The 14,003-nt window shown below is 37.5% G+C and carries 9 protein-coding genes; 6 read left to right on the forward strand and 3 right to left on the reverse strand.

All coding sequences use genetic code 11. The features are described 5' to 3' along the window. Positions 1–64: 64 nt before the first annotated feature. The 6 genes from DHD80_RS11835 (at position 65) to DHD80_RS11860 (ending at position 10,343) form a co-directional block, all read left to right on the forward strand. The gene (locus DHD80_RS11835) at positions 65–2,446 is read left to right on the forward strand and encodes an ABC transporter permease (RefSeq protein WP_251741391.1); all 2,382 of its coding nucleotides are present in this window, start codon (positions 65–67) and stop codon (positions 2,444–2,446) included. A gap of 51 nt (positions 2,447–2,497) precedes the next feature. Further along, complete coding sequence (locus tag DHD80_RS11840; RefSeq protein ID WP_251741392.1) at positions 2,498–4,909, forward strand: ABC transporter permease; 2,412 nt, start codon at positions 2,498–2,500, stop codon at positions 4,907–4,909. A gap of 53 nt (positions 4,910–4,962) precedes the next feature. Continuing rightward, the gene (locus DHD80_RS11845; protein ID WP_251741393.1) at positions 4,963–5,727 is read left to right on the forward strand and encodes a head GIN domain-containing protein; all 765 of its coding nucleotides are present in this window, start codon (positions 4,963–4,965) and stop codon (positions 5,725–5,727) included. A gap of 20 nt (positions 5,728–5,747) precedes the next feature. Further along, positions 5,748–8,132, forward strand: coding sequence for an ABC transporter permease (locus tag DHD80_RS11850; RefSeq protein ID WP_251741394.1), 2,385 nt, complete (start codon positions 5,748–5,750; stop codon positions 8,130–8,132). A 128-nt stretch (positions 8,133–8,260) separates the two neighbouring features. After that, entirely contained in the window at positions 8,261–8,926 is a 666-nt protein-coding gene (locus tag DHD80_RS11855; RefSeq protein ID WP_251741395.1) for an ABC transporter ATP-binding protein, read from the forward strand. 10 nt (positions 8,927–8,936) lie between these two features. Beyond that, the gene (locus tag DHD80_RS11860) at positions 8,937–10,343 is read left to right on the forward strand and encodes a TolC family protein (protein ID WP_251741396.1); all 1,407 of its coding nucleotides are present in this window, start codon (positions 8,937–8,939) and stop codon (positions 10,341–10,343) included. A gap of 145 nt (positions 10,344–10,488) precedes the next feature. Here DHD80_RS11860 and DHD80_RS11865 read toward each other — a convergent pair whose 3' ends face one another. The 3 genes from DHD80_RS11865 to DHD80_RS11875 all read right to left on the reverse strand — a co-directional run bounded on the left by DHD80_RS11865 (position 10,489) and on the right by DHD80_RS11875 (position 13,995). Next, a complete protein-coding gene (locus tag DHD80_RS11865) occupies positions 10,489–10,815 on the reverse strand; it encodes a YegP family protein (protein ID WP_251741397.1) in 327 nt (108 codons plus the stop codon). Positions 10,816–11,321: 506 nt separating this feature from the next. Further along, positions 11,322–12,398 carry a hypothetical protein gene (locus DHD80_RS11870; RefSeq protein ID WP_251741398.1) on the reverse strand — a complete coding sequence of 359 codons (1,077 nt, stop codon included), beginning with the start codon at positions 12,396–12,398 and terminating at the stop codon, positions 11,322–11,324. A 58-nt stretch (positions 12,399–12,456) separates the two neighbouring features. Further along, a complete protein-coding gene (locus DHD80_RS11875; protein WP_251741399.1) occupies positions 12,457–13,995 on the reverse strand; it encodes a hypothetical protein in 1,539 nt (512 codons plus the stop codon). Positions 13,996–14,003: the final 8 nt, after the last annotated feature.

The following is a 14,003-nucleotide window of genomic DNA, read 5'->3' on the forward strand; positions in this document are numbered from 1 at the left end:
CATCTCCCTCAAAGGGAAGAAAGGAAAAGAAAAAAGGAATGTGACTTTATAAAAAATAAAACAAATGATCAAACATAATTTTAAAATAGCCTGGAGGAGTATCTGGAATGCCAAATCCTATACCCTTATCAATATCGTGGGACTTTCTGCAGGTCTCGCCAGTTTTATAATCGTGTTGTTATATCTCAATTATGAGCTAAGCTACGATACCTGGTCTCCGGAACTGGAAAAAGTTTATCGGGTTGGTATGGAAACCAACGGCGATGTGCAATATAATACACCCGCTCCCCTGGCCTCTTTTTTAGCCGAGAAAGATCCTAATATTGTTACTTCCACCTCGATTCAGGAAAGTGGAGATTTTGAAGGCCTTCTTAGTACTAATGATAAAAGCGTGTATCAGGACGGCCTCATCATTGCCGATAGTAATTTCTTCAATGTATTTCCGCTGAAAATTGTACAGGGGAATACTAAAAATCCTTTAGAAAAACCCAATTCTGTTCTTATTAGTGAAGAGTTGAGCAAAAAGCTTTTTGGCAATGCAGACCCTCTAGGACAAACCATAAAACTCTATAATTTTTTTGAAACTACTGTTACCGGTGTCATGGCAAAAGCTGAAACGCCATCACATTTAAAGGCTCACCTGGTTGCCCTAAGCCCTTATGGTGAAGAAGTGAACCACTGGCAAAATTTTTCTTATACCACCTATATAAAGCTAAAAGGTCCGGTTTCCGAAGAAAATATTACCGATCGCATTAACAGGGTATATTTTAATGAACGGCTAAAAAAAGAAAAACAAACTTTTGAAGAATATCAAAAAGGCGCAAAGAAAACCAGCCTTTTTGTGGATGCTGTGCCCAATATTCACAATTTCCCAAAATATGAAAGCAGTAATATTCAAACTGTAGCCATACTTTTTGTCCTTGCGATTCTGCTATTAATTATTGGGGCCATTAATTTCAGCAATCTTAGCATCGCAAAATCACTGGGGAAAACCAAGGAAATTGGAGTTCGGAAAGTACTTGGCTCTGGAAATTGGAATTTATTCTGGCAGTTTATGGCCGAAGCTATTCTGCAATGTGTTATTAGCCTGATCATAGCAATTGGTGTCGTTCTGCTAAGCTTACCTTACGTGAATAGCATTTTTGGACTTGAGCTTAGCTTAGGCAGTAATTTTGAGTTTCTTGGCCAGATTGGTCTTTGTTTAGGAGCAATCATTCTTATATCGGGGCTTTTCCCTTCTATTCTCTTATCCAGGTTCAAACTTTTAAAAATTCTGAATGGTGGAACTTCTACAGGAAATAAAGGCCTGATATTAAGAAACGTACTGGTTATTTTTCAATTTATCGTCACCTCATTTTTCATTATCGCCATTGTCGTGATCAATAAACAACTGAATTATATCCAGACCAAAGACAAAGGTTTTTCCGAAGAACAGCTCGTGCGTATTGAATCATCTCAAAATACCAGAGATACAAATTTTGAAACCGTTAGAGATCAATTGCTTGATATTCCGGGCGTGGAGGCAGTTTCTAAAACCACGAATGTTCCTGGAGATAAATTCGCCGATTCCTCCACGGTCAATTTCAGTTTTAAAAGCAAAGAATTCAAGATGAATTCGGTTAAAATAAGTGCAGGTTATTTTACCACCCTGAAAACAGCTATAGTTCACGGAAGAAATTTTCAAAATACCGGAGCAGATATTCATACTCAAACTGCTATTATCAATGAGACCGCCGCTGCCAATTTGAGTTCTCAAAATGTGCTGGGTGAAAACCTATTTTTCCCCGGTTGTGAAGAGAAACCTATGCAAATCGTGGGAATTGTAAAAGATTTTAATGTTTTGGGATTTGAAAATAAGGTGCAGCCTGCCGTTTTCACTATTGGGAATGAAGCCTGCATGTTCCAGTCTGGCGGCGCGATCCTGGCGAGATTGAACACCCAAAATCCTAAAGCCAGCATCGATAAAATTGAAAGTCTGTGGAAACAGGTAGAACCGGGAACACCTATGCGATATTCCTTTTTGGATGATAATTTCCAACAATTATTTTCTTCTTATTACAGGCTACAAAAGGTCATTAGTTTCTTCGGAATCATTGCGATCTTAATTTCCATTATGGGCTTATTTGCGCTTACCACCTTTATTTTAAAACAACGTGTCAAGGAAATAGGCGTTCGAAAAGTCCTTGGAGCTGAAGTTACCAATATCGTGGCCCTGATGAGTAAAAATTTTCTCATCCTTGTTTCACTGGCAATTTTATTCGCAATACCACTTAGCTGGTATGCAATGAACAAATGGCTGGAAAATTTCGCCTATAAAACGGAACTAAGCTGGTGGATCTTTATGATTTCAGGACTTATTGTTTTAATGATTGCATTCCTTACGATAAGCCTGAAAACTATAAAAACAGCAATGGCTAATCCGGTTAAAAGTCTTAGAACTGAATAATCTAGACCTACAAGGTTTTGGAAACCTTGCAGGTCTCAAAATATAGAAATCATGATCAAAAACTATCTAAAAACGGGCTGGCGGAATATCATCAAGAACAAAGGCACTTTTGCGGTGAATATTACCGGACTTGCTCTTGGAATTGCTTCGTGCATCATGATCATGCTTTATGTTTCAGATGAACTGAGCTATGATCGTTTCAATGAAAAGGCAGATGAAATCGTTCGGGTGGTTTTCAGGGCGAATGTAAACGGTGAGGAAATGAAAGAAGCCGTGGTGATGGCACCGGTGGCGCAGACCCTGAAAAATGACCTTCCGGAAGTTATCGACGCCACCCGACTGGCAAAATCTTTTAATAACAGGCTGGAATATAATGGTTCTTATTATGGCCAGAGTAGTCTGGCGTATGTAGATCCCAATTTTTTTAATGTGTTCACGCTACCAATCATTCAGGGAGAGCAAAAAACGTCTCTTGACAAACCAAATTCAGTAGTAATTTCTGAATCTCTTGCAAAAAGTATTTTCGGAAATACCGATCCTGTAGGAAAAACTATTACTGTTACCAATCGCGATGAACAGCTGAATGTTTCCGGGGTGATGAAAGATATGCCGAAAAATTCCCATTTTCATTTTGATCTCCTGGTTTCTACTTTGGGATATGAGCAGGCTCAAAAAACAACCTGGATGGAATCTGATTTTTTTACCTACCTGGTGCTTAAAAAAGGAACCGCCATTAATACAGTTGAAACCAAACTTCCGGCAATCACTAAAAAATGTATGGGTCCGCAGATGATGGGCGCCATCGGAAAGTCCTATGAAGACTTTCAAAAGGATAACAGCCTGGGCCTTTTTCTTCAGCCACTGACCGATATTCATTTACATTCCGATTTTTCTGATTCAACAACTTTGGAACAGGGAGGCGATATTAAATACGTCTATATTTTCAGTGCAGTGGCGCTTTTTATGCTGATAATTGCCTGTATTAATTTTATGAACCTGGCCACGGCTTCTGCTTCCAAAAGGTCTAAGGAAGTAGGGATTAGAAAGGTCCTTGGCTCTAATAAAAAACAGCTCATTTACCAGTTTCTAGCGGAAGCTTTTATTTCAACACTTCTCGCCACTTTTCTGGCTATCGCCCTCTTCTCGATTGCTTTGCCTTTTTTTAATCAACTGGCAGGGAAAGAGATTGAATTTTCATCACTTTTAAAACCAGTCTATGTCCTGTCATTATTAGGATTAATTATTCTTATTACATTTCTTGCGGGCAGTTATCCGGCATTTTATCTTTCCTCATTCAATCCATTGAATGCCCTGAAATCGAAATTTTCAGGAAGCGGAAAAAATTCCGGAATTCGCAGTGGCCTGGTAATTTTTCAGTTTGTGATCTCCGCCGGACTTATTCTCGCCACTTTGGTAGTGAGGGAGCAGATGAATTATATTCAGAATAAAGATATAGGCTATGAGAAAAACCAATTATTGGTGGTTCGAAATACGTATTTACTGAAAAATAATGAAGACAATTTCCTCGATAAAATAGAAAACGATCCCAGGATTGCAAATATGACCCATTCGGCATTTGTTCCGGCAGGGGAAAGCGATAACGAAGTTGGTGGAATTTTTCTGAACGGGGAATTCCAGCGTCGTATGTTTTTTTACAACATAGATGAAAACTATATCCCGACCATGGGTATGGAATTGCTGCAGGGTAGGAATTTTTCAGAAGAATTTGGAGATGAAAGCGATAAAGTGATAATCAACGAAAAAGCAGCAGAGATACTTGGATTAGGAAAAAATGCGCTGGGCAAGACTTTTCAGCGAGATACTAATGAAGGTCTGCGCGATATAACTATTATTGGCGTGATCAAAGATTTCAATTTCAGATCACTGCATCAGGAAATTGAACCGCTCATCCTGAAGAAAAATCCGTATGGTGGCGTGATCATCAGGTCAAAAACTGCTGATATGTCTGGCATCATCAAAAACCTGAATGAAGACTGGAACAATTATTATCCAAAAGAGGCTTTGAACTATAGCGTCTTGGATGATTCATTTAATCATACCTATCTAAAAGAACGGAAAATGGGTACGATCCTCACGCTTTTTACCATTCTTACCATTATCGTAGCCTGTCTGGGACTTTTCGGACTGGTCACTTTTACTGCGGAACAGCGTTTTAAGGAAATTGGAATCAGGAAAGTGCTGGGGTCATCGGTTTCACAAATCGTTACGCTACTTTCAAAAGATTTTCTAAAGCTTGTAGGAATATCATTTTTAATCGCGTTTCCATTAAGTTATTACCTCATGAACAAATGGCTTCAGGATTTCGCATACCGCATAGAAATCCAATGGTGGTTATTTTTGCTGGCTGCAATCATCACCATGGGAATTGCATTTTTGACCATAGGAATTAAAAGTTTTAAAGCTGCCAGTATGAATCCCATAAAAAGTTTAAAAACAGAATAAAAGCCCTTCTAGCTCCCAAAAAGGAAAGGTCTCAATAAATAAAATTAACAAATATGAAAACACAAATTTTAATTAATCGTAAACTGCTTATCGCCTTCATAATAAGTCTGATAAGCTTTAATTTCTCTAACGCACAAACTGAAACTATTGAAGTTTCTACTTTTAATGAAGTGATTATTAGTCCGTACATCGAGGTTATTTTTAAACAATCTGACACGGAATCTGTAGTCATCGAAAGATCAAAGGTTGATTCAGAAAAAATCAATATAGAAGTAGATAAGAAAAGGCTGCAAATTCACCTAGATGATGCCAAAGTTGTCGGAAAAGTTGAAGAGGTTATGGTAAACGGCCGGGAACAGAATCGTCCCATCTATAGAGGTACACAAGTTAGTATCATTGTGAATTATAAAAACCTGGAAGAGGTTGAAATTCGTAGCGAAGAACAAATCAATTTTGAAGATGCTATCACCATCGAAGATTTTGAAATGCATATCTACGGTTCACCAAAGGTCTATTTTGAGAGCATTACTGCGGAAGAATTTAAAGTTGCCATCTATGGCGAAAGTTATCTTGAAATAAAAGCTGGTAAAGTTGATTTTCAGCGCTATAGAAGTTATGGGAAAAGCGAAGTGAATGCGATTGATCTATTATCTAAAGAAACGAAAATCGCTGCTTATGGAAACAATCATCTTGTGGTAAATGTTTCCGAAGAGTTGAAAGTTTCGGCTTTTGGGGAAGCCAAAATTCAATATAGAGGAAATGCCAAAGTAAAAAAAGGCCTGAAAATAGGAGAAACTGTAGTTCAAAAAATTAACTAAAACCTGAAAATCAATCATTCATGTTTAAAAATTTCATCAAAATATCCTGGCGGAAAATCAAGTCAGATAAAACTTTCTCATTCATCAATATTCTGGGACTTTCTATTGGACTCACCATTACCCTACTCCTGTTCATGTTTGTAATGAAAGAAAAGAGTTTCGATACAATGTATGCCAACAAAGACAGAATTTACCGGGTAATCTTTCATACTACGGATCAGCGGAATAACGAGATCTGGGCAACTGTTCCTGCGGCTTTAAAACCAGAAGCACAAATGGAAATTCCCGATATCGAGAAATCTAGTCGACTCTGGGATCATGATTTCGGAAAGACGGCCTCTATTGAGGCTAATAATGAACAATTCTCGGAGCCTAAATTATATTATACCGATCCTGAATTCTTCCAGATCTTCCAACTGAATTTTGTTTATGGAAGTTCAAATAAACAACTTGAAAGACCTAATACCGTAGTGCTTTCAAAGTCTACTGCTAAAAAATTCTTCGGAGAGACAAACCCAATCGGCCAAACGCTTAGCATAGACAATAAGCGCAAAATGGAAGTGACCGGAGTTTATGAAGATTTTCCTTCAAATTCAAGCTTGGACGGGAATGTGATAGCTTCGTTCCGGTCCATTGGATTTTATAAAGAACCCAGCTGGAGCAATGCCAGTTTTGAAACTTATTTTCTGCTGAATAAAAATGCTGATGTTGGTTCGGTCACTCAAAAAATGCAGGATCTCGTGGATAACAATGTTCCGAAAGAAGACCAATGGTACAGCCTTGCCTTACAGCCACTCGAGAAAATGCATTTATATTCTTCTGAAATCAAAAGCGCATATTCCTCAAAAATCGGCAGCATAGAGGAAGTTAGGAACTTTAGTCTTTTAGCCCTTCTCATTTTACTCATCGCCTGTATTAATTACATGAACCTAGCCACCGCAAGATCTCAAAAAAGCATGAAAGATGTTGGGATCAACAAAACGCTGGGAGCTTCGAATAGGGTTTTAATTCTTCGGTTTTTTACCGAAACCGGATTTGTCACTTTGATCGCAATTCTGCTTGCCTTTATTTTTACTGTTTTAGCTATTCCGGTTTTTGAAGGGGTTGTAGGAACCTCACTTTCACTGAATTTCCTATGGTCTTTCCAGTTTATAGTAGCAATTTTAGGGATATGGGTAATCACTACTTTGATTGCTGGCTCCTTCCCTGCCCTACATCTTTCAAGATTTTCACCTATTGAAGTGATGCAATCTGGTAAAACCAGAGAAAGCTTTTCTGCAAATTTGAGAAAAGGACTGGTGATAGCTCAGTTTTCAGCTTCCGTGATATTGATTATCAGTACGATTGTAATCTACAATCAGCTGGAATTTATGAGGAATAAAAATTTAGGATACAATCCTGATAACACCATTGCAGTTTCCATTGCCGCCATAAATTCAGATTCTGAGCGCGAAACCCTTATCAATCAGTTTGAAAGCCTGCCTGAAGTTTCAGCGGCATCGATGGCACAGGGATATCCAGGAATTTCGGTAAGTGGTAGATCGCTTTTTAAAAATATAAATTCAGACGACGCCATCTCACTGCAGACAAACCGTGCTCAGGGAGGCATCACAGAGGTGCTTCATTTAAAATTATTGGCTGGAAAAGACCTGCCAAAGAATAAACAATCGGAAGATTCTATCGTTGATGTCTTGTTGAACAAAAAAGCGGTGGATTTCTTGGGTATTTCTCCGCAAGAAGTAATCGGAAAGAATATTATTGCCAATCTTGGACCAAATGCCTACGTGGTTGGCGTAGTAGATGATTTCAATTTTTCTTCTCTACGTTCTCCAATTGGCGCGTACGCTTTTAATAATGGATTTGAACCTTTACGCTATATGCTAATACGCTTTGAGAGCAACGACTTGCCGGCAACCTTGGAAAAATTTAAAGATAAATTTAAAGATGTAGTTCCAACTTCAGCTTTTGATTATACTTTTTTGGATAAGAATGTAGAACAGATGTATGCATTAGAACAAAGAACAGCAAAGGTCTCACTCATCTTTGCCGGTCTGGCGATTTTTGTAGCCTGTCTGGGACTTTTTGGTCTTGCGGCATTTATGGCCGAACAACGCACAAAGGAAATCGGCGTTAGAAAGGTACTCGGAGCCAGTGTGTCAGGGATTACAAAACTGTTATCTAAAGATTTTGTAAAACTAGTGCTGATCGCTCTGGTAATCGCTTTTCCGGTTGCTTACTGGATTGCTGAAAACTGGTTACAGGAGTTTGCTTATCGTATTGAAGTAAACTGGCAGATTTTTGTATTTGCGGGTATCATTGCTGTATTTATCGCTTTTATTACGGTAAGTTTTCAAGCGATTAAAGCGGCGGTTTCCAATCCTATAAATTCATTGAGGAAGGAATAAGTCCCCCTCTGCCCCTTGGGCATCCCTGCCTTTGCCGGCAGGCAGGTCCCCCGAAAGGGGAGAATTTAAACAATTAATCAAAAACAAGCTGAAACGAGTTCAGCTTAACGGAAATAAAATATAAAAATATGCTAAAACTAGAACACATCTATAAATGGGTAAAATCAGGTGGAAGAAGGATTTTTCTGTTAAACGATTTAAGCCTGAATGTTGAAAAAGGGGAATTTCTATCAATCATGGGGCCTTCTGGCTCTGGAAAGTCCACGCTATTAAATGTAATCGCCATGCTGGATGAATTCAATGAAGGCGAATATTACTTTGAAGAGGAAGCCATTCATGAGCTAAAACCAAAAAAGCAGACTGAAATTTTCAATCAGAATATTGGATTTATATTTCAAGCCTATCATCTATTGGATGATCTTACGGTTTATGAAAATATTGAAACTCCGCTGCTCTATAAAAAAGTAAAGAGTTCAGAGCGAAAAGCGCTAGTGGCAGATATCCTTGACCGTTTCAATATTGTAGGAAAGAAAGATCTTTTTCCGCATCAATTAAGTGGGGGGCAACAACAACTGGTAGGTATTGCAAGGGCCCTGATTATTAAACCGAAACTGATCCTAGCCGATGAACCTACCGGAAACCTCAACTCCAAGCAAAGCGATGAGATCATGCAACTATTTAAAGAGCTTAATGCGGAAGGCGTGACCATCATTCAGGCTACACATTCTGAAAGCAATGCCGAATACGGTTCGCGAATCATCAATTTAGTTGACGGCAGCGTCAAAAAATCTTAAACATCAAATTTTGAAAAAACTCATCATCTTATTATTGTTCATCACTACCGGCCTAAATGCTCAGAATACAGGAAATCCAGGTCTTTCTCTGGAAGAATGTATTCAGCTGGCACTAGACAATAACATCAATTTAAAACGATCTCATCTACAGGCGGAAACCGAAAAACTGAATTTCCGCGGGACGAAATCTCAGGTGCTGCCAACAATCAACGGAAGCTACAATTACGCTATCAATAAAGGACGAAGTATCGATCCATACACCAACGATGTGATCGACCAGCAATTTAATTACAGCAACGCAGGTTTAAGATTAAGCGCGCAGATCTTTAACGGATTTGAACTGAGGAATAGCATTCAGCGTGATCGCTACAATCTGGAAGCTGCTGAAGCTGAAAAAGAGGCGACAAAGCAGCAATTGATACTGGATGTTACATTGGCTTATTTTCAGGTGCTGAATAACCGCGATTTGCTTAACCTTGCCAAATTACGACTGGAAAGCACCCATCAGCAAACAGACCGATTAAAAATTCTGAACGAGCAGGGAGAAGGTAACCCTGCCGATTATACCGATATTAAAGGACAGTTGAATAATGACCAGTCGGCTGTGATTGCGGCAGAAAATCAACTGGAACAATCAAAATTGAATCTTAGCAGTCTTTTAAATATGGATTCCGAAGTAAATGTGGAAGAATTTCAGGTACTACCCGAAATGGATAAATATGAACTTTCCACAGAAGAAATCTATTCAGAATCATTAGAAAATCTGGAAGTTTTTGACGGTCAGCGCTTACGTATAAATGCAGCAGAAGAAGACGTAGCGGTTTCCAGATCCTTATATTCCCCGGAAATTTCGCTGTTTGCCCAGCTGAATACCAATTATTCCAGCCTGGCAAGTTTGCTGAACGAAACGGGAACTCAGATAGTAGAAACAGGCCAGTTTATTAACATTGATGGCACGAATTACGCAGTGCAGGCAAATCAGGGGCAGTTTTCACAACAGGACATTCCCTATTTTGATCAGTTAAACAATAACCTCAGTTCTGTTGCGGGAGTAAGCGTAAATATTCCCATTTTTAATGGTTTCCGGGCAAAGAGATCAGTTGCGTTGAAGAAAATTCAGCTGGAAGATGCCAGGCTTGAATTGGAAAATACCAAAAATGACTATTTACAAGCGATCAAACAGGCTCATGCCGACATGGAAGCCGCTTACGAAGATTACTATGTGCTTCAGGAACAGGTTAATGCTTACGAAGAATCCTATCGCGTAAATGAAATTAGATTTGGGAACGGGGTTTCCAATATCGTAGAATATATCATCAGCAAAAATAACCTTGACCGCTCCAGGATCAATTTGGCGAATGCCAGGTATGGATTTCTAATTAGGGTAAGGATTCTGGATTATTATAGAGGGGTTTAAGAGTTTTTGAAATGAATTGGACACAATAAAAAACCCTTTCAAAAGACTGAAAGGGTTTTTCTTAGTATTGACAGGTCTTGAAATATCGAAAAAATTAACCCGAAATTTTCAAGCCGTCGCAAATATTTTAATATATCCAGGACAGTTAGGATTGGTCATCTATAGAAGCATCTGGAGCATTTTTCTTAACTGAAGAGATGCCGTTTTCCATGGCAGCCACAGTGGTATAAATCTCACTAACTCCTATAATCTGTCCATTACTGGATTTTAAATTGAACTTGTGACCTGTGGATGCCTGCTTGCGTTCAAACCGGTCGTCAAATTGAGAATTTTTACGTACTGATTCAACTCCATTCATACATGAAGGTTTAGCTTTATACCCTTCACTGCTAAGAATCACCTGACCGTTACCCGCTTTTAAATTGAAGCGGAATTCTCCAGCCTTGTCTTTCTTGATTTCGAATTTACCCATTGTAAGTAGTTTTAATTAATATCCATAAATATAATAAAATCAACGAAATAGCACCTTACATTAATCTTACTAAAAACAAGAATGAGTAAAATCTGAATTATCTATCTTATACAATATTGAAGAATTCTCAAATTTAAATACCTCTTTAGCTAAAGAAGTTAACATACGCAAAATTAAAGAGAGGCGAAAAGAGCGAGTAAGTAAAGCTAGAAAATCAGAATACTCTTTTTACTGATGGAGTAAATTATTTCAAAATAAATCTAAAGTTTAGGGGTAGCAATGAAACTTTATTAGATATAAAGCCTTCTGTTCATTAGATCTGGGTTAGAAAACACGCCCTATTACCAATCAGATCATATTCCTTAAAACGATTTTTAATGTGGCTATTAAAGAAGGAATTGTTGCTTCTAAATTTACCTTTCGCGGGCGAAAAAGAAAAATAAGAATCGGTTAAGGAAACAAGATTTCAAAAAATTCAATCGATTGAAATGTAATAAGTTCACATTCTAGTTTTCTATTTTCAAATCATTGCTCATTCTCACATCTGCCTTTTTCACCAATTCTTCTATTGTATTTTTAAACACCTGATCTTTATACAGGTATATTAATTTTTTTTGAACTTCACGAAAAGGGAGTACTTCTTTTTCTAGGGGTTCAAGTAGATTTACCGAACAAACAGTACCATTTATAGATGAAGCAATATCCATTACACCATAAGTACCATAAGTTAATTTAGCAGCATACCTTTTTAAATCCTTATCAATATTTTCCTCACCATAAAGCTCTATACTATCAAGGAAGTATTTTTTTTGATAGGATGAAGATGGAAATAGCTTCTCCAATGTATTCATTTTAACACCATGATCTAATTTCCGCATAGCGTTTTCAACCTGTTCAAGTTGTTGACTTCTTTGAAGGGAAGTTGAATAATCAAAACATAAACACTCCAGAGATATTTTTTTTATATGGGTAAACTGATTTTCTTTTATTTTCTCATAATATTTCAGCAGGTCTTCTTGATCTGTTGCAATTTCATTTTTAAAATAATATTCTTTGAGTTGTATCTCGAGATTGGTTGATAAATAATTATAATAATTTGGCAGATTCATATTTGCAACTCCATAAACGACGCCACCTTCTGCTATTTTCATTTTATGGGAACGGTCTCTTTTTTCCCAATTTTCAAGTAATTCATCAAATTCAAATACTTGGCCAATTCCTTTTTTTGATGCCAATTCCTGAATCACCTTAGCTCTTACTAAATCTTTTTTGGCTAATTTTTCAAGATATTCTAAAGGTGTTTTCCCCTCATAAGCTGTATTCCAAAATTCTGTATCCGGTTCAACTTTATTTGTTTGGGAAAAGTAATTATAAGTATTTGCCTTATTCCTGTTTAGGAAAAGATCATATTCTTCCTGAATAACTGGATATATATTTACGGTCATGACCGGAGCTGTAGTATTACTTGTAGCCCCCGAACCATTTTTACAAGCCAAGGAAATAACAATTAAAATCAAACCGAGGCTTATAATGAACAAAAGCTTTTTATCGCTAATCTTGGACAATATTTTTGAAATTTTCATCCATTGTAATATTTCACAATTCAATTAATCATTACTCCAAGATCTTATTAAGCTAATTTCAAAACTCATGTGCCCCGATATCGGTAGTATTTTTATTTAAAGAATTCCCCCAAAAATCTTTTCCACCGTTGTTCTGTAAATCCCTGCCTTTATTTATGTATGGGGAGTTTTCATTAAGTTGATACCCAAGCAATACATTAGGATATTTTTCCCAATCTATATCTTGCCCACCTGCGCCAGGATTTTTGAATTTTGGATCTGATGTTAAATAATTAGTGCCTTTTGGTTCAATATTATAAAATCCATTGTTTTCAAAAGAACAGTCTACGGGGGAGGCAGTTCCCCATGACCCGTTATCTGAGCCTTCAAAATAAAAAATGTTATTGTAGAAGTCGGTATTGTATGCCGTTCGTTCCTTAAAAACTTCTACATTAATGCCTTTTCTTATATAATGGGTATTGTTATATATTTTAGCTCTTCCCATTCCTTTCTGATTATTAAAGCCATAAAAATAGATGGCGTATTGATCATTTTCAGATATATTATATCTGATGACAACATTTTCATTTATTGCCTTTTTCATAATAGCAAAACCCCAATCATTATCATGACTGTAATTATACTGTATCTTGGTGTCCTTAGAATTATAATCGGCATCAAAGCCTCCCCGATCAATATCCCCCGGAGGCCCTGAATTCCCATAAGCCTCGTTATACTGAATTTTACAATTAACTGTATTGAAGTTGAAAATGCTATGACCATTATCATACCTACTGGAGTTCACCAAGGTGTTATGCTCCACAACGGCATCGTCGCTTACCCTAATAATAACATTGTTCCTCCCTGTGTTTTTAACAAAATTCCCTTTAATGAGCACATTTAGGAAAGGATAACGCTTTTCTGCATCAATATTGGCATGAGGAGAATTTGTGGCAATCCCCAAACCACCAATGTTTTCTATTGTATTATCCCGTATTTGAAGGTCGTTGTAAAAGGCAGGTTTTTCGCCATCTGCAATAACATAAATCCCACCAGTTGTTTTTGTTGCCACCTTGCCATTTACGTCGTGTATGTAACAATTGCTTAGATATACATGCTTTATTTCAGCTCCATTATCTGCAATGGAAAGTATTGCCCATAAATCTCCCTGATAATTGTTTGCCCCGTTGGTATTTGTGATTTCCAGGTTATTTAACTCCAAGAAAGAAGTATTTTTTAAGCGAATGGCCGCTGCATTGTTCCTGATACTACCTCCTCCATTGATAATGGGTTTGTTGCCTTTACCGTAACTGCTCACCACAATGGGTGCCCCCTCAGTACCTGAATCATCCAGTAACAATTGTCCATTCCACACCCCATTAGCTTTAAAGAGGATATTATCGCCGGGTTCAAATGTCATGGAATTCACTTTGTCCAGGGATTTCCAGGCATTTTCTGTAGAAATTCCACTGTTCAAATCATCTCCTTTCCAGTTATCTATATAATAGGTAGTGCCAATTTCTTTCTGAGCTCTGAAATTGCCTTTGCAGCCGAAATAAAGAGCTATCAACAATATTAAAAATATATGGGTTAGAGGGGATATTTTCGATTTTTTCATCTCTTTTT

Source organism: Gramella sp. AN32 (genome assembly GCF_023718305.1).
Taxonomy (GTDB): domain Bacteria; phylum Bacteroidota; class Bacteroidia; order Flavobacteriales; family Flavobacteriaceae; genus Christiangramia; species Christiangramia antarctica.